Origin of the sequence: Marinobacterium sp. MBR-111 (assembly GCF_040547585.1) — a bacterium.
Classification (GTDB): domain Bacteria; phylum Pseudomonadota; class Gammaproteobacteria; order Pseudomonadales; family Balneatricaceae; genus Marinobacterium; species Marinobacterium iners.
This window is the reverse complement of record NZ_JBEPQA010000009.1, coordinates 25,844-48,229: the sequence shown is the minus strand read 5'-3', so window position 1 is coordinate 48,229 and position 22,386 is coordinate 25,844. Positions and strand designations below refer to the sequence as shown.

Annotated in this window: 21 protein-coding genes; 11 read left to right on the top strand and 10 right to left on the bottom strand. The window is 56.7% G+C overall.

The window, feature by feature from the left end; translation table 11 throughout:
- Positions 1-8: 8 nt before the first annotated feature.
- Positions 9-1,205 (bottom strand): succinyldiaminopimelate transaminase, encoded by a 1,197-nt coding sequence (gene dapC, locus ABIE61_RS08415; RefSeq protein WP_354408508.1) that lies wholly within the window; start codon positions 1,203-1,205, stop codon positions 9-11.
- Positions 1,206-1,281: 76 nt separating this feature from the next.
- The gene (locus ABIE61_RS08410) at positions 1,282-2,658 is read right to left on the bottom strand and encodes a class II fumarate hydratase (protein ID WP_091827309.1); all 1,377 of its coding nucleotides are present in this window, start codon (positions 2,656-2,658) and stop codon (positions 1,282-1,284) included.
- A 203-nt stretch (positions 2,659-2,861) separates the two neighbouring features.
- Here ABIE61_RS08410 and ABIE61_RS08405 point away from each other — a divergent pair, with 203 nt between their 5' ends.
- Positions 2,862-3,863, top strand: coding sequence for a hypothetical protein (locus tag ABIE61_RS08405; protein WP_206835916.1), 1,002 nt, complete (start codon positions 2,862-2,864; stop codon positions 3,861-3,863).
- Here ABIE61_RS08405 and ABIE61_RS08400 read toward each other — a convergent pair.
- On the bottom strand, positions 3,860-4,552 hold the full coding sequence (locus ABIE61_RS08400) for a hypothetical protein (RefSeq protein WP_354408505.1): 693 nt from the start codon (positions 4,550-4,552) through the stop codon (positions 3,860-3,862). The two genes, ABIE61_RS08405 and ABIE61_RS08400, sit on opposite strands and share 4 nt — an antisense overlap.
- 108 nt (positions 4,553-4,660) lie before the next feature.
- Between ABIE61_RS08400 and pdxH the strand changes: the two genes are divergently transcribed.
- Positions 4,661-5,308: a pyridoxamine 5'-phosphate oxidase gene (gene pdxH / locus ABIE61_RS08395; RefSeq protein ID WP_354408502.1), complete on the top strand. Its 648-nt coding sequence runs from the start codon at positions 4,661-4,663 to the stop codon at positions 5,306-5,308.
- 49 nt (positions 5,309-5,357) lie between these two features.
- Here the strand turns inward: pdxH and ABIE61_RS08390 are convergent, their stop codons facing one another.
- Positions 5,358-5,618 carry a hypothetical protein gene (locus tag ABIE61_RS08390; RefSeq protein ID WP_091827313.1) on the bottom strand — a complete coding sequence of 87 codons (261 nt, stop codon included), beginning with the start codon at positions 5,616-5,618 and terminating at the stop codon, positions 5,358-5,360.
- Positions 5,619-6,047: 429 nt separating this feature from the next.
- Positions 6,048-6,242: a hypothetical protein gene (locus ABIE61_RS08385; RefSeq protein ID WP_354408500.1), complete on the bottom strand. Its 195-nt coding sequence runs from the start codon at positions 6,240-6,242 to the stop codon at positions 6,048-6,050.
- A gap of 186 nt (positions 6,243-6,428) precedes the next feature.
- Between ABIE61_RS08385 and ABIE61_RS08380 the strand changes: the two genes are divergently transcribed.
- Positions 6,429-6,566, top strand: a complete 138-nt coding sequence (locus tag ABIE61_RS08380) for a hypothetical protein (protein WP_175527677.1) — start codon at positions 6,429-6,431, stop codon at positions 6,564-6,566.
- 60 nt (positions 6,567-6,626) lie between these two features.
- On the opposite strand, the gene dacB is transcribed toward ABIE61_RS08380, so the two are convergent.
- A complete protein-coding gene (gene dacB, locus ABIE61_RS08375) occupies positions 6,627-8,036 on the bottom strand; it encodes a D-alanyl-D-alanine carboxypeptidase/D-alanyl-D-alanine endopeptidase (protein ID WP_354408497.1) in 1,410 nt (469 codons plus the stop codon).
- A 99-nt stretch (positions 8,037-8,135) separates the two neighbouring features.
- Between dacB and ABIE61_RS08370 the strand changes: the two genes are divergently transcribed.
- From ABIE61_RS08370 to ABIE61_RS08355, 4 genes are all read left to right on the top strand, one after another.
- The gene (locus tag ABIE61_RS08370) at positions 8,136-8,726 is read left to right on the top strand and encodes a DNA-J related domain-containing protein (protein WP_091827316.1); all 591 of its coding nucleotides are present in this window, start codon (positions 8,136-8,138) and stop codon (positions 8,724-8,726) included.
- A gap of 130 nt (positions 8,727-8,856) precedes the next feature.
- Positions 8,857-10,254 carry an efflux transporter outer membrane subunit gene (locus ABIE61_RS08365; protein ID WP_354408494.1) on the top strand — a complete coding sequence of 466 codons (1,398 nt, stop codon included), beginning with the start codon at positions 8,857-8,859 and terminating at the stop codon, positions 10,252-10,254.
- The gene (locus ABIE61_RS08360; RefSeq protein WP_354408491.1) at positions 10,251-11,477 is read left to right on the top strand and encodes an efflux RND transporter periplasmic adaptor subunit; all 1,227 of its coding nucleotides are present in this window, start codon (positions 10,251-10,253) and stop codon (positions 11,475-11,477) included. The genes ABIE61_RS08365 and ABIE61_RS08360 overlap by 4 nt, the downstream gene beginning before the upstream one ends.
- Positions 11,474-14,620, top strand: a complete 3,147-nt coding sequence (locus ABIE61_RS08355) for an efflux RND transporter permease subunit (RefSeq protein WP_354408488.1) — start codon at positions 11,474-11,476, stop codon at positions 14,618-14,620. The genes ABIE61_RS08360 and ABIE61_RS08355 overlap by 4 nt, the downstream gene beginning before the upstream one ends.
- A 4-nt stretch (positions 14,621-14,624) precedes the next feature.
- Here the strand turns inward: ABIE61_RS08355 and ABIE61_RS08350 are convergent, their stop codons facing one another.
- A complete protein-coding gene (locus ABIE61_RS08350) occupies positions 14,625-17,318 on the bottom strand; it encodes a DUF2339 domain-containing protein (protein ID WP_354408485.1) in 2,694 nt (897 codons plus the stop codon).
- 106 nt (positions 17,319-17,424) lie between these two features.
- Between ABIE61_RS08350 and ABIE61_RS08345 the strand changes: the two genes are divergently transcribed.
- A complete protein-coding gene (locus ABIE61_RS08345; RefSeq protein WP_206835892.1) occupies positions 17,425-17,808 on the top strand; it encodes a DNA-J related domain-containing protein in 384 nt (127 codons plus the stop codon).
- A 24-nt stretch (positions 17,809-17,832) separates the two neighbouring features.
- On the opposite strand, the gene ABIE61_RS08340 is transcribed toward ABIE61_RS08345, so the two are convergent.
- Both ABIE61_RS08340 and ABIE61_RS08335 read right to left on the bottom strand, forming a co-directional pair.
- The gene (locus tag ABIE61_RS08340; protein ID WP_354408482.1) at positions 17,833-19,155 is read right to left on the bottom strand and encodes a multiheme c-type cytochrome; all 1,323 of its coding nucleotides are present in this window, start codon (positions 19,153-19,155) and stop codon (positions 17,833-17,835) included.
- A 10-nt stretch (positions 19,156-19,165) separates the two neighbouring features.
- Positions 19,166-19,717: a cytochrome c3 family protein gene (locus ABIE61_RS08335; protein WP_091827322.1), complete on the bottom strand. Its 552-nt coding sequence runs from the start codon at positions 19,715-19,717 to the stop codon at positions 19,166-19,168.
- Between the two features lie 146 nt (positions 19,718-19,863).
- Here ABIE61_RS08335 and ABIE61_RS08330 point away from each other — a divergent pair, with 146 nt between their 5' ends.
- From ABIE61_RS08330 to ABIE61_RS08320, 3 genes are all read left to right on the top strand, one after another.
- Positions 19,864-20,433 carry an NMCC_0638 family (lipo)protein gene (locus tag ABIE61_RS08330; RefSeq protein ID WP_206835884.1) on the top strand — a complete coding sequence of 190 codons (570 nt, stop codon included), beginning with the start codon at positions 19,864-19,866 and terminating at the stop codon, positions 20,431-20,433.
- The gene (arfB, locus tag ABIE61_RS08325; protein WP_354408478.1) at positions 20,434-20,847 is read left to right on the top strand and encodes an alternative ribosome rescue aminoacyl-tRNA hydrolase ArfB; all 414 of its coding nucleotides are present in this window, start codon (positions 20,434-20,436) and stop codon (positions 20,845-20,847) included.
- A 118-nt stretch (positions 20,848-20,965) separates the two neighbouring features.
- Positions 20,966-21,814, top strand: a complete 849-nt coding sequence (locus ABIE61_RS08320) for a pirin family protein (protein WP_354408475.1) — start codon at positions 20,966-20,968, stop codon at positions 21,812-21,814.
- Positions 21,815-21,835: 21 nt separating this feature from the next.
- Here ABIE61_RS08320 and ABIE61_RS08315 read toward each other — a convergent pair whose 3' ends face one another.
- A complete protein-coding gene (locus ABIE61_RS08315; protein ID WP_354408472.1) occupies positions 21,836-22,378 on the bottom strand; it encodes a Spy/CpxP family protein refolding chaperone in 543 nt (180 codons plus the stop codon).
- Positions 22,379-22,386 lie beyond the last annotated feature (8 nt).

The following is a 22,386-nucleotide window of genomic DNA, read 5'->3' as shown; positions in this document are numbered from 1 at the left end:
GCAACTCCTTACAGGGATTCAATATAGTGGCGAATGCGTTCGGCCGCTTCAACACACTCGGACACCGTTGCCACCAGTGCCATGCGCACAAAGCCGGCCCCCGGCAGCACGCCGTCCACTTCGCGGGACAGGTAGCGGCCCGGCAGCACGGTCAGATTCTGCTGTGCGAACAGACCCTTGGCAAATTCATCATCGGCCATTGGTGTGGGGGCCCAAAGATAGAAGCTGGCATCGGACTGTTTCACATCCATCACCGGCTGCAGTACACGCAATACCGCGTCGAACTTGTGTCGATACTGGCAGCGGTTTTCATATACGTGGCCTTCGTCATTCCAGGCGGCGATGGAGGCCAACTGGTGTTGAACCGGCATGGAGCAGCCGTGATAGGTGCGATAGAGCAGGAAGGGTTCCAGCAGGCTGGCATCACCGGCGATAAAACCGGAGCGCATGCCGGGCAGGTTGGAGCGCTTGGAGAGGCTGTGGAACACGATGCAGCGGGCATAGTCGTTCCGGCCCAGCTCGGCACAGGCCTGCAGTAATCCGGCCGGCTTGTTGTCCTCGTCCGGGTACAGCTCGGAATAGCACTCATCCGAGCAGATGATGAAGTCATGTTCATCGGCCAGGGCGATCAGCTTTTTCAGGGTCTCGACACTGTGCACGGCCCCGGTTGGGTTACCCGGTGAGCAGACAAACAGCAGCTGGGTTCGCTGCCAGATATCCGCTGGAACAGCATCATAATCGGGGATAAAGCCGTTTTCGGCCAGGCAGTTGAGGTAGTAAGGTTCGGCCCCGGACAGATAGGTGGCCCCTTCATAGATCTGATAGAAGGGGTTAGGGGACATGACCAGAGCATCGGGCTTGCGCTCGACCGCCGCCTGAGTGAAAGCAAAGATCGCTTCACGGGTACCGTTGACCGGCAGAATGTTGCGCTCAGGGTCCATGCTGTCGGTCTGCAGACCGAAGCGGCGTTCGCACCAGCTCGCCATCGCCTGACGCAGTTCCGGCATCCCCTTGGTGGTCGGGTAGGTGGAAACACCGCCGAGGTTTTCCGCCAGTACATCGGTTACGAAGGGCGGAGCCGGATGTTTGGGCTCTCCAATGCCGAGCGAGATGTGCTCAAGGCTTTTGGGGGGCTGAACACCGGCCTTGAGGACGGCCAGTTTCTCAAACGGGTAGGGCTGCAGTCGGTCGAGATCGCGGTTCATGCAAGTTTCCTGTCATACCCTGCAAAGTGCAGGGTTTTAGGCCAGATTTCAGGCGCAAAAGTATAGCGGAAGCGGCCTATTCGATGCCAGTTAAGCGCAGCGGATCGAGCAGACCTTCCACCTCTTCGCGCTCAAGGTCGGTCTGTTCCACGACCACGTCGACGATGGGTCGACCTTCGGTATAGGCCTGTTTGGCAAGGGTGGCCGCCTGCTCATAGCCCAGAACCGGGTTGAGTGCCGTGACCAGAACCGGGTTGCGCGACAGGGCCGCCTCGATATTGTTGCTGTTGACCGTAAAGCCTTCGATCGCCTTGTCGGCCAGTGTGACGGCAGCGTTGGCGACCAGCATCTCGCTCTGCAACAGGTTGTAGGCAATCAGCGGCAGCATGGTATTGAGCTGAAAGTTGCCGTGCTGGCCACAGATGCTGATGCTGACATCGTTGCCGCACACCTGCGCAGCCGCCATCATGACTGCCTCGGAGATCACCGGGTTGACCTTGCCGGGCATGATGGAGGAGCCAGGCTGCAGGGCAGGCAGGGCGATTTCGCCAAGACCCGCCAGTGGGCCTGAGTTCATCCAGCGCAGATCATTGGCAATTTTCATCAATGCCGTGGCGCAGGTCTTGAGCTGGCCGGACAACTCAACAGCCGTATCCTGACAGGCCTGAGCCGTAAAATGGTTCTGTGCAGGCTGCAGGGTCAAGCCGGTACGAATACTGAGCTGACGGCAGAACAGGCGTGAGAAGGCGCGCGGGGCGTTGACCCCGGTACCCACCGCCGTTCCGCCTTGAGCCACCTGCAACAGTCGCGGGCGCACGCTTTCCAGTCGTGCGATGCAGTCCTGTATCTGTGTCAGCCAGCCTGATACCTCCTGATCCATGCGGATCGGCATGGCATCCATCAGATGGGTACGACCGGTCTTGACGATCTGGGACAGCTCAGAGCGCTTGCGCGTCAGAATGCCGACCAGATGGCGCAGTGCCGGGATCAGGCTGTTTTCCAGCTGCAGCAGTGCGCTGACATGGATGCAGGTGGGGATCACATCGTTCGAGCTTTGGCTCATGTTGATGTGATCATTCGGGTGCAGCTCAAGGCCAGTGCGCTGCTTGATGAGCGCACTGAGCACTTCGTTCATGTTCATGTTGCTGCTGGTGCCGGAGCCGGTCTGGAATACGTCCACCGGGAATTGGTCGAGATGTTCACCAGCGATCAGCTGGTCGGCTGCGTCCACAATGGCATCTGCCTGCTCTTTTTCCAGCAGGCCCAGCTCCGCATTGGCACGTGCGCAGGCTGCCTTGATCTGGGCCAGCGTTGTGATGAACGAAGCCGGCAGGCACAGATCACTGATTTGAAAGTTATCCACAGCCCGTTGGGTCTGTGCGGCGTACAGGGCATCACGGGGTACCTGTACCTCACCCATGCTGTCATGCTCGGTGCGAAATTCCGGATTCATGCTTGGCTCCCTGTGCGTTTTTAAATGGTCCCGAACCGGGTGTTGTACAATCAGTTTATACACAATCCGGGGCGGATGCGCATAGCGTCAAATACCGTTTGATGGGTGCAGGATCACCCCGGAGTGCAAAGTATCGGTGTTTGGAGAATATGAGGTAGACTCTTGTTCCTTTCATCTGTTCCCTGCTTCAAGAGTGATCACCCATGAGTTTGCTTACTCGCTGGCCGCGCGACCAGCTCTGCCTCAGTGTTGAAGAACGTCGTCATGCCGTGCAGGCGGTGGAGCAGGCGTTCGCTGCCACCCTGGAATCATTGAAGGTGGATATTGGCCTGAAGGAGATGTTCGAGGAAATCTATGTGCCGCTGGCAGCCTGGATTCTGGCGCGCAAGCGACAGCAGGAAGGGCCACTGGTGCTGGGCATCAACGGTGCGCAGGGTGCCGGCAAGTCGACCCTGTTCAATCTGTTGGAAGTGATTCTGGGTGAAGGGTTTGATCTGCGAGTGGTGGGTTTCTCCATCGATGATATCTACAAGACCCGTGCCGACCGCGAGGCTCTGGCGCGCAGCATTCATCCCCTGTTTGTCACCCGGGGCGTACCCGGCACACATGATGTAGAGCTGGGCATGGAGATTATCGACAGCCTGTGCGCCGATGATCCCGAACGGGTGACCAAAATTCCGGTGTTCGACAAGTCGATCGATGATCGCTGCCCCGACTCGGTGTGGCAGGAATGGATCGGCGGCGCGGATCTGATCGTGCTGGAGGGCTGGTGCGTCGGCGCGCAGCCGCAGCAGGAGGAAACGCTGGTTGAGCCGGTGAATATTCTTGAGCGCAACGAAGACCCGCATGGAATTTGGCGGCGTCATGTCAATGAACAGCTGAAAGGGCCCTATCGAGAGCTGTTTTCACGTTTGGATGTATTGCTGATGCTCTGCGTACCGAGTATGGATGCGGTGTATGAGTGGCGTTCGCTGCAGGAGAAAAAACTGGCCGAGCGGATCCAGTACATCTATGACACTCAGCAGCCGACTGACCATCTGCGAATCATGGATGGTAACGAGATCAAACGTTTCATTCAGCACTATGAACGCCTGACCCGGGCCATGCTGGACGAAATGCCTGATCAGGCTGATGTCACCCTGTTCCTGAACGAAAACCACAAAATCGCGGATATTCGCGTACTTAAGCCGTTGTGTGGCAGCTAGATCGGCAGCAAGGTGGTTGATGCGATGCCATGCACCACGGTATTGATCGCCCGGTTGGATGAGTCAGAGACAATTTTTGCCATCATGTCCTGATGGGCGATCAACTTGGACATAATGCGCTCGTAGCTTAGATTGGTTGGGCTGTTGGCGTACAGGAAAGGCTCACCGTTTTCCTGCCGGTAGGTATTGAGTCGCCAGGCCACGGCTTCCAGATTACGGGCGCAGTTGTACAGTTTTTGCTGATCCATCTCGTTGAGCATGTAAAACTCGTCACGATAACTGTACGAAGCGTGCAGCATCCCGGTAATGCCGACCATCAGTGCAAATACCCGGTCGCCCTGAAACGCGGGATCAAACGCCAGTGGCACGGCTTTCTCTGCATACAGGTTGTTCAGTTCTGGGTGGGTGATCAGTCGAGGGGAGTTCAGCAGCAATTCCAGGCGTCTTTCGATGGTCATACCGGGTACTTTCGCCAGCTCCCGCGGGTTGCGCTTGTACAGCTTGATAGCCAGTTCTCGCGCCAGATGAGTAACTGTTTCAACATGCAGATCGGCGACCATATCGATCTCGGACTTGCCCAGGTTTTTAAACTGGAACGGACGCTCATTGCCACTGGCTGCACAGCCGCCAAGCAGCAAGCCTGTCAGAAATAACCCAAGTATCCGTCTTGTCTGTTTTGGTCCATGCATCGATTTCAATCTCCTTGATCTGAACTGCACCCCGCGTGATCCCGGGCAGTATAACCCTGATTGTTTCGGTTATAGTAACCGCTTGAGCCCATTCGACTGGAGAAATCTATGAGTGATACCCCCGAAATCAGTGCCCTGCGCCGCGAATATGTGGCGGCGGGACTGAGTCGTGCCGAGCTGGCGGCTGACCCGCTGGAGCAGTTTGGTTACTGGATGCAGCAGGCGCTGGAGGCCTATCCCGACGATGCAACCTCAATGACTCTTGCCACGGCCGGTGCGGATGGCTGGCCAGCCGCACGTATTGTGCTGCTCAAGCGTTTCGATGCGGATGGTTTCTGTTGGTTCACTGATTTTCGCTCCGAGAAGGGGGAGCAGTTGCAGCAGAACCCGAAAGCCGAGTTGCTGTTTTACTGGCGCGGACTTGAGCGTCAGGTGCGGATCCGTGGACGTGTCGAGCAGCTTGATCACGCAATGGGCGAGACCTACTTTCACGAACGGCCGCGCGGCAGTCAGCTGAGTGCGGCAGCTTCGCATCAAAGCTTCCCGATTGATCATCGTATCACGCTGGAACAGCGCGTAGCCGAACTGGATCAAACCTTTGAGGGAGCCGTCATTCCCTGTCCGTTAACCTGGGGTGGTTATCGGCTGATACCCGAGCTGTACGAATTTTGGCAGGGACGGGAGAACCGCCTGCATGATCGCTTCCGCTACCAGTACAATGACACCGGCTGGCAGATAGAACGTCTGCAGCCCTGATCAAACCGCTACACGGGAGTTGGCTGGTTGTTGACCTGCCGACTCCTCCTCAAGATACCTTTTCACGCCACTGCAAGTCGCCAATCTGTACGTTGAGCCAGTCGAACCCGATTCGACGGGCAACCGCTGCTGCACCATCCAGGCTTTTGAACTCCCGTTCCCCTTTTGAGCGCTGCAGGTTGAGTGTCACCACCTCCTGATCACGCGTGATGAATTTCAGGGTCCAACCGCGTGACATCGAGACTGGAATCGCCTGGCAGGAATCAAATACCCCCGCCTTGAAAAGCAATTTAATTTCCTTCTCTTGCATCCTCTTAATCCTTTTTTGATTGATCATTTATCAATTAATGATAATTATAAATGCAATGATGATGAATGGCAAAAAAACTGGCCTGTTTATTCCTATATAAGTAATTGAAAATAAAGGATTTTTAAGATTTTATTCTGGATTTATCGCGGCTGGATATGCAGTTTTATAACCTATTGTTTATAAAGGAAAATTCAGTATTTTCTACTTAGATCTTTTTGTTATTTAGGATTGTTTTGAGTATTCGTAGTGGAATTTATGATAAATCATTAAGTGTTTTTTGATTTATCATCGCTGGACATGATTGATGGCTGCCTGGGAGAGTGTAAAAGCAGATTGTGAGTCAACTCAGGTGCTGGCAGTGGGAGGGGGCAAGATGAAGTGGGGGAGACAGGAAAAGCAGGCAGCCTGAACGGCTGCCCGGTGAGCGGATCAGCTTGAGCGCTTGGTCTCGAGCCTGGTCTGCAGGATTTGCTCAACTGCATCGAGCTGCTTACGCATCTGCTCAACAGCGCTGTTGTCATCGTTGGAGGGTGAAAAACGGAACATGTCCAGCATCTCGACCAGGAACTTCTCTTCGTTCATCTTGCTGATCTGTTCTGGCGTCCAGTTCTTGTGTGAGTACATGGTAATCTCCTTTTTGAATGTTCTGATTTAGATATGCGCCAGATGTGAGCGTTTTTCAAGTTGGATTGTACTGATGAGCTATGCTGAAAAGTCGAGAGGAGGACTCGTTGAGCTGAGTCAATATGTGCTCCAGGCTTAAGAGGTAATCTGTTCCCAACTAGGGTAACGAACGTAAAGGTGATTGTGATGTTCGGGATTGATCTGTACAGCTTCGAGGTATTGGCGCCGAGCCTGCTGGGTATTGTGGGTATGGCTGCAGTGATGGTGTGGGCCTTCATCAAGGTTCGCAAGCTGATGAATGAAGACGGCAAAAAACAGAAATAATCTTTCTGGCCGCCAACGGGACATAAAAACAAACCCGCCGAACTTGGCGGGTTTGTTTTTTCAGCCGTTGTGGTAAATCCATTCCAGCAGCTCACGTTCAAATGCCGTGATCGGGCTGGGGCCGTGGAATTTTTCCGGCAGGCTGATACTGCTCAGCAGCAGTACAAATACATAGCGTTCACCTGAGGCCGTATCGATGTATCCGGCCAGATTGCGGCTTCCGTTGACGGTGCCCGTTTTCGCCTTGATCGCTCCCTGTAGCGGGGGTTGTCGTGTGCTGGCACGGTATTTCAGGGTGCCGCTGGCACCCGAGACCGGCAGTGACTGGTAGCTGTGAAGTTCGGAGTGGGCAGCCAGCCAGCGCAGCAGGTTGGCCAGCTGGCGGGCCTGAATCAAATTGTCCCGTGACAGGCCTGAGCCGTCACTGAGGGCCGCCAGATGCAGGTCAACACCGGTATGCTGCTGGATAATCGTTTTCATGGCGCGGACGCCGCTTGCAAAGCTGCCGGCTTCACCGGAGTGGATCGGCAGGGTTTTAAGCAACAAGTCTGCAATCAGGTTGTCGGAACGCTGCAGGGTCTGTTGCAACAGTTCAGCCAACGGCGCTGACTGTACCTGCGCCAGCAGCTGCCAACCCGAACCCAGAGCCCCCGGCACAATATCGCCTCTTAGTACGATACCCTGTCGGCTGAGTTCCTGACGAATACGTGCCTTGCCGTGGGCAACAGGGTCGTTGATGGCAAACTTGAGCGGCAGTACATCACGCTGATCACTGATGCAGCCGCTGAGATGGTAACGGTTGCCAGGACCCAAGTGAGCTTCCAGTTCGCACAGCTGTTGTTCGATCTGTTCTTCTGGCAGCACCATTACGCTGGACGTGACTTCGATCGGCTGATGGGCCGGCACAAAGAAGCGTGCGGGCTTACCGCTGCCGCGGCTATTCAGGCTTGCCTGAATACAGTTGCCTTCGAGGGTCAATGCCGTCACGGGTGCGCTGTAACACACGCCCAGATTATTCCAGGGCCAGCCGTGGGCACGGTCGTAACCGCTGAAACGGCTGGTATCGAGCAGAATGTCTCCCTCTATTTCGCGTACGCCTTGTTGGCGCAGTTGTGTCAGTAATTCACCCAGCTGGGCCACGCTCAGGTCCGGTGCGCCGGTGAATTCAAACAGCAGGTCACCCTGCCAGCGACCACCCTGCTGTTGGCCGCGTTGCCAAAGGCGAGTGGGAAAGCGGTAGTCCGGCCCCAGTGTCAGCTCGGCGGCTGTGGCGGTAAACAGTTTCAACGTGCTGGCCGGAGGCAGCAGAGTGTCGCCGCGGTAATCGATCTCCAGGGCACCCGTTGTACTCAAGGGTGCCACCACAAGTGCCATCTGACTGCCTTCAGGTGCCAGATCAAGAATTTTTTTCCACTCCTGAGCATGGACAACAGGCGCCAGTAACAGCAGGATAAAAAGTCGCAACAGCATGGTGAGTCTGCCTTTTGTTTGAGCTGGGGAGTTGAATCGAATAATAGGTGCATTGTGCCAGACCGCCACTGAACAAATACAGCGCTGAACGGAGTCGAAATGAGCCCTGACATAGCTTCAAACCCCCTGATCCCTGAACTGCTGGCCCTGCTGAGGGCCCATCCGGACGGGATCAGCGAGTTCAGGCTGATGAAAGGGCTGGAAGCGCATCCTGCCTTTGCCGAACTGGCCGATGACTATCAGCTACGCCTGTTTCAGAAACACTTCATGATCATGCACGGTCTTTATACTTTGCAGACCCGCCTCTGGTACGAAGAACAACTGAGACTTGAAATTTCTCCGCTTAGTGTACGCTGCCATGCTGAACCGGTAGACAGTATCACCGAGCAGGCATCCGTCCCCGGAGCGGCCGATCCTCTGCGTGACTACTATCTTGACTGGACGCAGCTGCAACACACCAGTGCACGAGATGTACAGCGCCTGCTGGCCGGCTTCATGGAGCAACTCGATCATCCCGGTGCGCGGCACAAGGCTCTGGAAACACTAGAGCTTGACGCCGGTGCCAGCCAGGAAAAAATTCGCAGTCGTTACCGCCAACTGGCCGCTCAGCTTCACCCTGACAAAGGGGGAGACAGTGAGGCGTTCATTGAAGTTCGCCGTGCCTACGAACTGCTCCGCTCCGGCGGCTGAGCATGTAAAGATCTGTAAAAGCCGCTGCCGCTAAAGGAACAATCCTCTAATATAAGGCTCTCACGGGACTGGCTGGCGCACTCTATGATGCGCGCTGCCGGTTTGTATCCGTACGAAACAGGGAACCGATGTGCGAATCCTACTCCTTTTACCCATGCTGCTGGTGCTGAGCGCCTGCAGCAGCCCGCCAAAATTGATGTCGCCGCAACCCGAACTGCCCGACAACTGGACCAGCGCTGAAGGGAGCGACACGGAACCGGTTTCGGAAGAGCTGCGTGGCTGGCTGGTGCAACTGAATGATCCACGTTTGCAGGAACTGGCGACGGAAGCCCTGGCGGCCAATCCCGGACTGCAGGCCGCTCGGTACAATGTGAGTCGCAGCCGTGAAGCTGTGGATATAAGCCGTGCAGATCGGTTGCCTTCGCTGGCACTTAATCTGGGCAGTACCCGCAGGGAAGACAGTGATCGGGTAGACTCCCTCGATTTCAGTATCAGCCTGGATCTGGATCTGTGGGGCCGACTCAGTGCGCGTCAGCGTCAGGCCCGACTTGATCTGGCTGCGGCTGAAGCCGGGTTGCGACAACAGGAACAATCGCTGGTGGTCAAACTTGGCACTCAGTGGTTTGCTCTGCAGGAAGCCCAGCTGCTGCTCGACCTGTACCGTCAGCGTCGTGACAATCTGGCACAGAATGTCGAGGTGATTGCATCCGGCTATCGCCAGGGGCTGAATGAGGCGTTGGACCTGTATCTGGCGCGTAACAACCTGCATGCCGAAAACGCCCGTGTTGAACAGCAAACTCAGCAATTGGCTGAAATTCGTCGTGAGCTGGAGTTGCTGCTCGGGCGCTATCCGTCCGCTCGGTTGATCGCAGAAGCCGCGTTGCCCTGGCTGGAGACTGACATACCGGCAGGTTTGCCGGCCGATGTGTTGACCCGTCGCCCCGATCTGCAGCAGCAGTGGCTGGAACTATTATCAGCCGATGCGGCTCTGGCCGCTGCCCACCGTGATCGCTTTCCCAGCCTTGGTCTGACCAGTACGGGCCTTGGGGGCAGCAGTGATGCCCTCAGTGATCTGTTGTCACTGGGCAACCTGAGCTGGAGCATAGGTGCGAGGCTGACGCAAACACTGTTCGATGCCGGTCGCAAGGCATCGTTGCAGGATCAGGCGCTGGCGCGTCGGCAGGAGCTGGAACAACGCTGGCTGGAAGCAGTGTATGCCGCATTGGCCGAGGTGGAAAATGCATTGTCGCTTCGACAGAGTTTGCTCGAACGCCATGCTCAGTATCTGGAGGCTCAGCGCAATGCCGTGCATGCCGAAAACCTGGCCTTTGAGCAGTATCAGAAGGGTTTGACCAGCTACACTACCGTTCTGGAAGCTCAGAGACGTTCCTTTGATGCCCAGACCAGTGTATTGGGGCTGCGCCGCCAGCTGCTGCAGAACCGGATCGAGCTGTATCGTGCGCTGGGCGGCACTTTTCAAACCGACCTTCCAACAACAGAGCCTGAGCAGGAGCCTGCCGGACAATGATCAAACGTATTCTTCCCCTGATCGTCATTCTGGTAATGGCCACACTCGGTTGGTTTATATACAGCAACCCACCCGAAGTGCACCGTGGTAAGCCGCCGCAACCGGCCAGAATTAATGTGGATACTCAAACCATTGCTGCTGCCCCCTACCGGGTGATGATCGAGAGCTACGGTCGCATTCGACCGCGTACCCAAAGCACTCTGCAGCCGCAGGTTAACGGTGAGGTTGTCTGGCTGGCCGCTGATTTCCGTGCTGGAGGCTTTTTCGAGAAGGGTGATGAGCTGATCCGGCTGGATAGCCGTGACTATGCGGCCGAAGTGGCACAGGCTGAAGCCAGTGTGATCAGCGCCCGACAGCAACTGGCCGAAGAGCAGGCGCGGGCCGACCAGGCCGCTGCAGACTGGGAGCGTCTGGGGAACTCCGGACAGGCACCGGCACTGGTGTTGCGCAAGCCTCAGCTGGCCAGTGCCCGTGCCGGTCTGGCATCGGCCGAAGCGACACTGGCCAAGGCACGGCTTAACCTGGAGCGGACCCGCATTCGTGCACCCTATGCCGGGCGCGTATTGGAAAAGAGCGTTGACCTGGGACAGGTGGTGTCCAGCAATACCACGCTTGCCGAAATATACGCAGTGGACTATCTCGAAGTGCGCCTGCCGTTACAGAGCCGCGACCTTGGTTTTGTGGATCTGCCTGAGGAGTATCGCTTTGAACAGGCAGGTGGCACCCAACCGCGGGTGGAGCTGATCTCTGATCTGGTCCAGCGTGAAGTTTGGAGCGGCCGTATTGTGCAGACTGAAGGCGCTATCGATGCCAGCAGCCGTCAGTTACATGTGCTGGCGCAGCTGGACGACCCCTATGGTGAGAAGGCAGTTGATCGGGTTCCGCTGAAAGTGGGTCAGTACGTCACTGCGCGCATCGAGGGACGGGAAATTCCGGATGCAATCGTGATTCCCAACCGTGCCATCTATCAGGGCAGTTATGTCTACCGTGTTGAGAACGGTGTACTGCAGCGTCAGCCGATCCGCATTGACTGGCAGAATGAGACCGAGGCCTTGATTGGCGAGGGGCTTGAGCCCGGTGACGAACTGGTGCTGACGTCGCTCGGTCAGGTGATTTCAGGTACTCAGGTCAAAATTCGAGGTGCGGCCAAGCCTGAATCGGAACAACCCTCCGAAGGGCCTGCAGTACAAGGTCAGCGCCGTGCAGCAGGAGAACAGCCATGATCGCCTGGTTCGCACGCAACCATGTGGCCGCCAACCTGCTGATGGTCACCATTCTCTTCACCGGTTTGATGTCACTCAAATACAATATTCCGCTGGAGGTTTTTCCCAGTTTCGAGACCGACACCATCAGTGTCAATGTCAGTCTGCGCGGCGCAACTCCTGAAGATGCCGAGCTGAGTCTTGCAACCCGGGTCGAGGAGGCGGTCAGTGATCTGGAAGGGGTGAAACAGATCAACAGCCGTTCAGTGGAAGGGGGGGCGACGATCACGATCGAAGTCGACAGCGGCTACGATGCCCGTGAGTTGTTGGCGGATGTGAAGTCACGCGTGGATGAAATTGGCACTTTCCCCAGTGAGGCGGATCAACCGGTCATCTCACTGGCCACTTTCAAGCGTGACGTGATTACGGTCGCCGTCGCCGGAGAGCTGAGTGAACAGGAGCTGCGCGGCTATGCCGAGCGGGTGCGTGATGATCTGTTGCGCACGTCGGGGATCACTCAGGTCGAGCTGGACGGGGTACGCAACTACGAGATCGCTATCGAGCTTTCACAGGATCAGCTGCGCGCCTACGATCTGACGCTGTCGGAAGTGGCCGAGCGGATCGGCAACAGCTCACTGGATCTCTCAGCCGGCAACATCCGCACCGATGGCGGCGATATTCTGATCCGGTCCAAGGGGCAGGCGTACTATCGTGACCAGTTTGAGCCGTTAGTCATCAAGGCCAACACCGATGGCAGTCTGCTGCGACTGAGGGATATCGCCAACGTGACCGATGGCTTTGAAGAGTCGGCGTTGCGTACCCGGTTTAACGGCAAACCTGCAGCAATGCTGGATGTCTATCGTGTCGGTGATCAAAGTGCCATCGAAGTGGCCGACAAGGTCAAGGCCTATGTTCATAAGCAGCAGGCCAACCTGCCGCAGGGGCTGGAGCTGAGTTACTGGGGCGACGGTTCACTGCTGGTCAAAAGCCGCATCAAAACGCTGACCACAAACGCACTGCAGGGCGGCATCCTGGTGTTGCTGCTGCTGACTTTGTTCCTGCGCCCCTCCATCGCGTTCTGGGTGTTTATCGGTATACCGGTGAGTTTTATGGGCGCCTTTCTGGTTATGCCACTGTTCGGCGTTACCCTGAACGTGCTGTCACTGTTCGGCTTTATTTTGGTACTGGGGATTGTGGTGGATGATGCCATCGTCACCGGTGAGAACATCTACAGTCACCTGCGCAATGCCGAGTCCGGTCTGCAGGCATCCATTCGTGGCACACAGGAAGTAGCGGTACCGGTGACCTTCGGTGTGCTGACCACGGTTGCAGCATTCTTGCCAATTGGCTTTATCGAGGGTGCCCGTGGTGCGCTGTTCGCCCAGATACCGGTCGTTGTTATTCCGGTGCTGCTGTTTTCGCTGATCGAATCCAAGTTCGTATTGCCGGCCCACTTGAAGCACCTCAAGCTGCGTCAGAACGAAGTTGAACAGCAGGGAAGGCTGTCGCAGATGCAGCAGCGTTTTGCCGATGGTTTTGAGCGCATGATTCTCAAGTATTATCAGCCGTTGCTGGCGCTGAGCCTGAAACATCGACTGACTACACTGGCGCTGTTCAGCGGCGTGTTCATTCTGATACTGGCCTTTATTCTGTCGGGCTGGACACGCTTCGTGTTTTTCCCGCGGGTTGAAGCGGATACGGCGCGCGCTTCGCTGACGATGCCCAGCGGTACCCCCTTTGAAGTGACCGACCGCCATATCGTGCGGATGGTCGAAGCGGCTCGGGCACTGCAGGAGGACTACCGGGATCCGAATACCGGTGAAAGTGTGATCATGAATATATTTTCCACTACCGGTGCCGGTGGCAGTGCCGAAACGGGCCGAATTCGCTTTGAGCTGCAGCCGGCTGAAGAGCGGGAGCAGGAGGTGAGCGCTTCGACACTCATTAACGAATGGCGTGAGCGAATCGGGCCGATCCCCGGAGCCGAGACGCTGACTTTCAGAGCGGAAATAGGGCGAGCCAGTGACCCGGTCAGCATCGAGTTGCGCTCGGGAGATGTGGATGATCTGCGTGCCATGGCGGATCAGGTGAGAGCGCGACTTGAAACCTACCCCACTCTGTTTGATATCGCCGATAACCTGTCAGACGGCAAGGAAGAGTTGCAGTTGGAGCTGACACCGCAGGCTCACCTGCTTGGCCTGACTCGCAGTGACATCATTCGTCAGGTGCGGCAGAACTTTTTCGGTATCGAGGTGCAGCGGGTACAGCGTGGCCGAGACGATGTAAGGGTGATGGTACGTTTGCCGCTGGAAGAGCGTCAGGCGATTGCCGGCCTCAAGGGGATTCTGATCAACACCCCGGGTGCAGGGCAGGTACCGTTGGATGAAGTGGCGCAGCTGGTGCCGGGCAAAAGCCCTTCGGCCATCTACCGTGTTGATCAGTATCGTACCGCCAATGTGGTCGCCGATATGGATAAGGTCAACACCAATACCACGGTGCTGAATCGCGATCTAAACGAATTTCTGACCGAGCTGGTGCTGCAATATCCCGGTGCGGAGTTCAGCCTTGAAGGGGAGGCCGAAGAGCAGCGGGAGTCTTTTGCCTCGCTGGCACTGGGGCTGGCATTCGTGTTTTTCGTGATCTACAGCCTGTTGGCAATCCCGTTCCGCTCCTACCTGCAACCGCTGATTGTGATGTCGGTGATTCCTTTTGGCGCCATTGGAGCGATTGTTGGTCACTGGATCATGGGGATGGACCTGACCATCATGAGCCTGCTGGGGTTGATGGCTCTGATTGGCGTAGTGGTGAACGACAGCCTGGTACTGGTGGACTTCACCAACCAGCGGCGCAAGGAGCTGCAGGCGGGAGGAGAGCACTCACACTTCGAGGCAACGCGACAGGCGGTGCTGGTTGCGGGGGTTGCACGCTTCCGACCTGTGATGCTGACTTCGCTCACTACTTTTATCGGCTTAATGCCATTGTTGTTTGAAAAGGCGGTGCAGGCCCAGTTCCTGATCCCGATGGCAGTTTCGTTGGGCTTCGGCATCATCTTTGCGACGGTCGTCACATTGATCATGGTGCCGGTCAACTTCATGCTGTTGGAAGATCTGCGCAGACTCGGGCGTCGGCTGGCGAAGCGACCCGAGCCTGTCAGCACTCACTGATCCTTCACGAGCCTGCTCCGGTCCGACCCGCGACCGGGGCAGGCTCATGCGGCAGGTCTTCTGCCGGCGTTAGCCGTTGATGCAGCCATGCCAACGCCAGCAGTCCCAACCCTAGCCCCATGAAGGAGGCTACCCGCCAGAGCCCTGTCAGGTCTGACATGTCGATCAGGAATAGCTTGGCGACCACAACCAGCAGCAATGCCATTCCACTGCGGTAGAGTGTCCGACTGTGGAGCCAACTTCCCCCCAGCAGTGCTGCCGAGGCCAATAGCAGCCAGATGGCGGAGTAGGTGTACAGCTCTCCATCCGGAGTCGGTCTGGCCAGACTCAGTTCACCCTGCCACAGGTGGCGGATTTCCATGGAGATGAACAGCAGCAGGCTCAGCCCGGCGGCCAGTCCTGCCCAGCGACCTATTGCTGCAGGCAGCTGTCGCCATAGCAGTACCAGCAACAACGAGGGGGCACCGTAACTGATTAGCAGCAGGTTCCACAGCGGGGTGTCACTGATCTCGGTACTACTCCAGAGCGGGTTGAAAATTAGTAAAACCCATATCAGGTGATTGGCGGCTGCAGCGAGCAGATGGAGTGTTGCGATCACCTGATAGAAACGTGTCAGATGCTGGCTGAGTCGCGCACGCCACAGGTAGATGCAACCGGCACTGCCCCAGATCAGGGTGTTGAGGCTGGCTTCCAGAAAACTGTATTCCTGCCGGAAAATATCGCCATCATACAGCCACCAGCGGACTTCGGCTGCCAGCGTGAGTATCAGCAGGTGGGCTGCACCGCCCTGTAGCCAGGCAGTCATTTTCACATCACTTCGCAGAATCCAGGCAGCGGCGGCAGCACAGGCGCTGGCGCCACCGTAGGTCCAGAGTGACCAGTGGCTGTCGTTGGCATAGCTCAACAGCCAAGGGTTGAAGGTCAATCGGCATACTACGATGGCGAGCACCAGTCGGATAACCCAGGGCAACCACTGCAGCTGGTAGCGACGTTGCAGCAATGACAGGCTGATCAACTGAACGGCCAGTGCCAGTGTCAGTGTCGCATCCACCAGCCAGATAACGGCTGCCAGCGACAGTCCCAGGTGGGCACTGCTGATCAGCAGTACTCGCACCAGGTCGCTGCCGGGCTGCTGCAGGGCGATTCGTGACAGAGCCAGGTAGATCAGCCCCAGTATTAATGCGGCACCGCCCCAGCCCCAGTCACTGCTGAAAGCGGTAAACAGGTAATAGCTCAGTGCCAGCATCAGCAACGGCGTAAAACAGCCGAGGCCGATCCAGAAGGCGGCATGTTGCACCCGCCTGAACACCAGCCATGCAGGGCCTGCCGTGAACAGAATGGTCAGCATTACAAAGCGGGAGACCAGTGCGGCCTGAGTGGTTGCATCGGGAGCTGTAAACAGTAGCTGATCGCCGAAATAACTCAACATCGGCATCACCACAGCCAGCGCGGTTGTTGCCAGTATCAGTGCCGGCAGCGGGTTGAAAAGTGAGCGCCGGCTTGCGGCCAGCAATAACAGTGCAGGCAGTAACAGCAGAGTGAGGTAACTGCTGGCATGGACGGTTTCAAGTGCCAGTGTGTAACCCTGAGCCAATACGATCAGAATCAGGGTTGGCAATACCGGCCAATGGCGTTGGCCACGAACCTGATGCAACAGATCGAGCCAGCGGTTGGCAGCGGGCCCTGTCTGTTGCAGCAGCCAATCCTGAGCGGGGACGGCAAGAAACAGATACGCCAATCCCAGCAGATAAAGCGAGCGCACCCCGTCAGCAGGTGTAGTGGCAAGACTTAAACCCCACCAACCGAGACTGCCGATGATGACACCTGCCCAGAGCCAAAGGCGCTCCACATAGGCCAGTAACCAGAGCGAAAACAGTGTCAGGATGCTGATGTAGACCAGTGCCAGTTCGATCTGCCCAGAACCCGTGCTGACCAGAATGGGTACCAGATAGCCGCCCAACATGCCCAGTGCTGCCAGCACGGGCCCGTGCCTCAGGGCAAGTGCCAGTGTGGCAAAGGACACCAGCGCCATGCCCGCGAAGATCAATCCGGGTGAAATACTCTCCAGCAGCTTGAAAGCGGCAAAGAGTGCGGCATACAGGATGATACTGGCTCCACCGGCAAGCGCTGCGAATACATCGCTCTGGCCGCGTTTGCGCCTGAGCCACTCGGCCAGACCATGCAATCCCATACCTGCGATCATTGATAGAATGACCCGCGTTTCAGGCCCCATCAGCCCCTGCTCGATGGAGTAGTGCACCATGAACACTCCGGCAAGGCCGACACAGATGCCACCCAGCCAGATCATCCAGTTTTCTTTAAGGCTGTCAGTTAAGCGTCTAACCAGCCCTGCCTGCGATTGAGATGGCGGTCTGTCAGGCGTTGGGCGCGATGAAGATGGTGCAGCTGAAGCTGCAGAAGTTGAGGTGATGATGCCCCAGTTGGCATCTGCCGGGGGCTCCTGTACAGGTGGTATGGGTGCTGCCTGAGCGGCTGAAGCTGGCCGTTTTTCCTGATCAGGTTGCGAAGTGCTTGATGACGGATGGAAGCCCTGTTGCGTCAGCGCCTTCAGCTGGTGTTGCAGCTGGCTTACCTGTTCACGCAGTTGGCGGGTCACTACCCAGGCCCGAATGCCAAGCGCCGCGCCGACCAACAAAAACAGGGGGAGGGCCAGAAAAAGCAGCCAGAGTTCATCCATACTTGACCTCGCACATATCCTTTGTCTGCCGTATTGCCGGCGCTGGAATCTCATTGACTATAATGCAACAGGTCCTATACAGAAAGACAGGTGCAGAAGGTGTCGCATGATCAATCCTATCCTGCCGCAGGTGCTCAATGAACTGCGACAACACCCAGAAGGGGTCAGTGAGTATCATTTGATGCGTACGCTGGAACAGCAGCACGCATTCGATGAACTGAACGCGGACGGTGCATTGGCGCTTTACCGCAAACACTTCATCATCATGAATGCGTTGTATGATTTGCAACAAGTGCTTTGGGAAGAGGAACAGCGTGTACTGGTTATTTCACCGATGCATATCGAGTTGCACAAGGCGCATGATGAATCGGATCAGGTGCAGGCCAACCCATTGTTGAGCGAGTATTACCTTGATTGGCACAATTTTGAACAGACCAGTGCTGAAGACGTACAGCAACTAATGGATTCGGTGACCGGCCCTCGTCATTGAGGGCGGTCACCGACCGCTTGAGGGTCAGTCCTCTATTTTTCCACTTTTGATCCGTTTCTCATACAGTGCTTCCAGCTTGTACATGTCTTGCTGCAGCTCGAAGAAACCGTGCCAATGAGCGTAGTCCGGGCCTGCCATCATGGCTCCATGACGGGCGCGACGGCCTTCGTGATGCCAGAGGTGGTAAAAAGTAATCTGGAACTCATCGGTCCATGGATTCTCTTTAAGCAGTCCCTTGGCTCTCAGCTCCTCCAGCATCTTCTTGGCAGGGTCATAATATTCCACGTTGTAGAGCATGACGGCCTTGTCACCCTGAGCGAAGAAGCCCTTGGTGTGTGACTCACCGTGACAGGAGCTGCAGACCTGCATCATCAGCTTGCGACCGCGATCCCCATCCCCCAGCAACGGACTCATCACGTCAGTGGAGTTGCGCTTCTCGGAACGCTCATCCCAGAGGTTCCAGTACAAGCGTTCGGTAATGTTGTGGGTGGAGCCGAGTTTGCCAATACCGCTCATGTGGCAGGTGGCGCAGGTGGGGGCGCGATAGTCACCGGGCTCCCAGCCATCGGCGGGGCTGTCCCAGGTCCACTCATGGCCTTCTGTCGCGTATATCTGGCCGTGCTTGCTGTTTTCAAACACTTCAATATCGGGATGGTCAGGCCCCATGTGGCAACTGGCGCAGGCGGCTGGCTTGCGCGCTTCAGCCAGCGAGAAACGATGGCGGGTGTGGCAGGCACCGCAGTTGCCGGTTGCCCCATCCGGATAGATGTTGCCCATACCGGAGTTGGGCCAGGTTGACGGATCAGGCTTGCCATCGGCCATCAGTTTGATCTCGGTGCCGTGGCACTGCATACAACCGGTTTCATCCGGTGCATTGCCAAGTTCGGGGTTATCACGACCTTCATGGAACTTCACCAGCGCGTGCAGGCTGTTCTTCGGAATAATCTGACGATAGGCACGGAAGTGACCGCTGTGATTGAACTCATCCTGTTCCTGGGCATGGCAGCGACCGCAGGTGTCGGGCGAGACCAGCGGTGTGATATAGACGTTGCTGAGACCTTCCTCGGCATGCAGCTGGGCATCCACATCTCCCTTGTTGGCAGCGTGGCAGTCATTACAGCCCACCCCGACATGGCTGTGGCGACTCTTCTTCCAGTCGGCCACAACACCGGGGTGCTCATCCTGGTGGCAGCTGACACACTTCTGGTCCAGCTCGGTCAGGCTTTTGCTGAATACGATGCTACGTACCGGATTCATGTCGATGCCTCCGCCCTCTTCAGCAAGCAGGGTGGCAGGGCCGAGTATCAGGCTCAGCAGCAGTAACCAGCGTATTCTGATCAGTCTCATGACAGTTTCCTCATCCTTCAGTCGCGGGCATGGGCGAGAGTTGCGGGGGCGGGGGCAGGAAGCGTTCCAGGTCGGTATGACCGACGCGGTGGCAATCGACACACTGGTCCTGAATAGTGCCGAGAAAGTAAGGTTTGTGAGCGACGAATTGGGCGTTGTCGAGCTCAGAGCCGGACTGCAGGTTGTTGTGGCATTTCAGGCAGCCGGAATCGTAGACATATTCGTTGGCGCGTAACCGTTTGGCGTGCCAGTCCACGTCCTCGGCACCGATGACGAACTCCATCCACACGTCCCAGGCACCGCTGCGGGCTTTTTGAAACAGGTAGCTCACATAGTTGTCATGGGGCAGGTGGCAGTCGGAGCAGTATGCTTGCACGCCAGTGGTGGAGCGGCCACCATGGGGATCGCGCAGAAAGGAGGCTTGCATCGGTTTCATGCTGTGACAGCTGCCACAGAACTGCTGGTCAGATGTCATGTTGAGCGCGGTATCCGTCACCGCCCAGCTGACCACGATGCCAAGCCCGGCCAGTGTCAGTATCAGCAGTACCTTGATCCAGAACATGGCGTTAATATCCCTGCAAAATGCATGTTTTATTGTTATGCCCTGCAGCCTAGTTGATAACATCAGGGTTGTCAGATTTATGCGGCTTGCCTGACCTGTTGCCAGCGTTCAAACTGGTGTCAAACATTTAAGCAAGGATTACACCCGTGACATTGAAATTGCCTTCGGCGCTGCTAACCCTCCTGATGCTGATACCGACTACAGCTCATGCTGAAGAGCGCGCCCTGTTTCTGCAGAAAGTGTACATGTCGTTCTGCCTGAAGCATTTTGATGATTATGGTGCGTTGAGGGCGAATCTAATAGAGCAGGGGCTGCCCAAACTGTCTGTGCAACAGGCAGCCCCTTTTTTGCAGGGGCGTGAAGGTGATGCCTGGCCGGTGCCCTATGAAGGTCAGTTCGGCCAGTTTGTGCTCACACTTCCGGCCGGCGACAATCTCTGTGCGGTGATGGCGCGCAGAGCTGATCCGGACAGTACCGGCCGCTGGTTTGCCACTTTGGCCAAAACGGCACCGGAGCCGCTGGAAGTACAGCAGGTGCTGGATGAATCGACATATACTCCACTCAACGGAGAGGCATACACGCGAGCCTGGCGTTGGGCGGCTCCAGCAGCGCTGCAGCAACTGCAATTGACTCTGACGACGGCCCGTGAATCTGACGCGGCCATTCAGGCCATGGTCTCGCTGGCGGTAATTCGTACTGAACAGCAGGAGCGTTAAGTGTTACAGATATCCAATGCCGTCAGTATTGCCGACAGTGAAGTCGAGCTCAATGCGATTCGATCTCAGGGGGCTGGCGGTCAGAATGTGAACAAGGTCGCCAGTGCGATCCATCTGCGTTTTGATATCCATGCCTCATCTCTGCCCGAGTTCTACAAGGAGAGGCTGCTGGCATCCAGCGACAGCCGCATCACTCAGGATGGGGTGGTCGTGATAAAGGCGCAGCAGTACCGAACTCAGGAACAGAATCGTGAAGATGCGCTGCAACGGCTGGTCGAGCTGGTTCGCAGTGTGACGCGGGTGGAGAAAGCGCGACGCCCGACACGACCCACTCGAAGTTCACAGCGCAAGCGGATCGAGAAGAAAAAGCAGCGCGGCAATATCAAGTCGATGCGTGGGAAGGTTGATTCCTGATTATCAATAAAACTGATTTTTAATCGCTGTTTTTTGCTATTCCTGATCTGCATGGTAGATACAATAATGGGGTCATTCCATTCATATCAGCGTTGCCCCGTGCACGAGGAGTCTTGAGATGACCGACCGTACCATTAAGCGCCGTATCACAGCCCACCCCAGCCGTGACGGTGCCGGTGTAAGTCTGCTGCGCAGTGTAGGCCAGTCTCCCGGCCAGCGTATCGATCCTTTTCTGATGTTGGACTGTTTTTTCTCCGATAACCCGGACGACTACATTGCCGGCTTCCCGGCTCACCCTCATCGCGGTTTCGAGACCGTCACCTACATGCTTGATGGGCAGATGCGCCATCGAGACCATCTGGGTAATGAGGCTGTACTGGGCAGCGGAGGCGTGCAATGGATGACCGCTGGACGTGGCGTTATCCATGAAGAGATGCCGGAGCAGCAGGAGGGCCTGATGCGCGGTTTTCAGCTCTGGATCAATCTGCCGGCAGCCGAAAAAATGATTCCGGCGCGATACCAGGAATTTGCAGCCGAGGAGATCACCAATGTTGAGGACTCGCAGACAGGGGTGCGTGTGAAACTGATCGCGGGCGATATTACGCTGAACGGACAGACCTATTCGGGTCCCGTCAGCGGCATCAGTCGAGCTCCTTTGATGCTGGATTTGAGGTTGCCGGCCAATACCACGTTCAGTGTGCCCCTGCAGGATGACAGAGCCGGATTCGTGTATCTGTTTGAAGGCAGCGCACAGCTGGACGATGCAGGGCTGAATCTGCATGAGGCGGCCGAACTGGGTGACGGTGAGCTGATCCAGCTGCAGGCGGGTCCGGAAGGGGCAGCGCTGTTACTGCTGGCGGCGCAACCGATTAACGAGCCGATTGCACAATACGGCCCCTTCGTCATGAATACGCCGGAAGAGATTGATCAGGCGATCAATGACTATCGCAACGGGACGCTGGTCTAGCGCCCGTTGCCAAAACGGGTGTTACTGCCACGGACGGAACATTTGACGCTGCAGCTGCCACATCTGCTGGCGCTGCTCTTCGGTCAGCACTTTATTCATCTCGTCCTGTGCCTTGAGGCGTGCTTCAAACAGTTTCAGCTGACGTTCCTGCATCTGCCTGTGTGCCTGCAGCAACTGTTTGCTGTCTGGCTGACCGTCCTGGTAAAGCTTCATCATTTCCTGCTGGTGGGCCTGCATCTCCTGCATGTGGGATTGTTGCTGTTGCCAGAGCTGCTCCTGTATTTTGCTCATCTGTTTCTGTTGCGCTTCGTCCAGCTCGACGGCATATCCGGCACCTCCCTGAAGGCCCCCCATCATCGGACAGGGCATCATGCCCATACCACCCATCATCGGGCCGCCATGCATCATGCCCATTCCCATGCCATAACCCATCATGCCAAGTCCCTGTCCCTGCATGTGCGGACCAGCGCCCATCCCCATGTAACCCTGAGCTGAAACCGATGCACTGAGGCCCAGACCCAGTGCCAGACCCAGCAGTGAACGGGCCATCGTGTGTGTGTTCATGACGATCT

Bases quoted from the DNA above. Each gene is read 5' to 3' on its own strand.
- dapC (WP_354408508.1), bottom strand. From the start codon at position 1,205: ATGAACCGCGATCTCGACCGACTGCAGCCCTACCCGTTTGAGAAACTG.
- ABIE61_RS08335 (WP_091827322.1), bottom strand. From the start codon at position 19,717: ATGTTCTGGATCAAGGTACTGCTGATACTGACACTGGCCGGGCTTGGC.
- ABIE61_RS08385 (WP_354408500.1), bottom strand. From the start codon at position 6,242: ATGTACTCACACAAGAACTGGACGCCAGAACAGATCAGCAAGATGAAC.
- ABIE61_RS08410 (WP_091827309.1), bottom strand. From the start codon at position 2,658: ATGAATCCGGAATTTCGCACCGAGCATGACAGCATGGGTGAGGTACAG.
- ABIE61_RS08315 (WP_354408472.1), bottom strand. From the start codon at position 22,378: ATGAACACACACACGATGGCCCGTTCACTGCTGGGTCTGGCACTGGGT.
- ABIE61_RS08390 (WP_091827313.1), bottom strand. From the start codon at position 5,618: ATGCAAGAGAAGGAAATTAAATTGCTTTTCAAGGCGGGGGTATTTGAT.
- ABIE61_RS08380 (WP_175527677.1), top strand. From the start codon at position 6,429: ATGTTCGGGATTGATCTGTACAGCTTCGAGGTATTGGCGCCGAGCCTG.
- ABIE61_RS08370 (WP_091827316.1), top strand. From the start codon at position 8,136: ATGAGCCCTGACATAGCTTCAAACCCCCTGATCCCTGAACTGCTGGCC.
- ABIE61_RS08400 (WP_354408505.1), bottom strand. From the start codon at position 4,552: ATGCATGGACCAAAACAGACAAGACGGATACTTGGGTTATTTCTGACA.
- ABIE61_RS08350 (WP_354408485.1), bottom strand. From the start codon at position 17,318: ATGGATGAACTCTGGCTGCTTTTTCTGGCCCTCCCCCTGTTTTTGTTG.
- pdxH (WP_354408502.1), top strand. From the start codon at position 4,661: ATGAGTGATACCCCCGAAATCAGTGCCCTGCGCCGCGAATATGTGGCG.
- ABIE61_RS08345 (WP_206835892.1), top strand. From the start codon at position 17,425: ATGATCAATCCTATCCTGCCGCAGGTGCTCAATGAACTGCGACAACAC.
- ABIE61_RS08360 (WP_354408491.1), top strand. From the start codon at position 10,251: ATGATCAAACGTATTCTTCCCCTGATCGTCATTCTGGTAATGGCCACA.
- ABIE61_RS08340 (WP_354408482.1), bottom strand. From the start codon at position 19,155: ATGAGACTGATCAGAATACGCTGGTTACTGCTGCTGAGCCTGATACTC.
- dacB (WP_354408497.1), bottom strand. From the start codon at position 8,036: ATGCTGTTGCGACTTTTTATCCTGCTGTTACTGGCGCCTGTTGTCCAT.
- ABIE61_RS08320 (WP_354408475.1), top strand. From the start codon at position 20,966: ATGACCGACCGTACCATTAAGCGCCGTATCACAGCCCACCCCAGCCGT.
- ABIE61_RS08355 (WP_354408488.1), top strand. From the start codon at position 11,474: ATGATCGCCTGGTTCGCACGCAACCATGTGGCCGCCAACCTGCTGATG.
- ABIE61_RS08405 (WP_206835916.1), top strand. From the start codon at position 2,862: ATGAGTTTGCTTACTCGCTGGCCGCGCGACCAGCTCTGCCTCAGTGTT.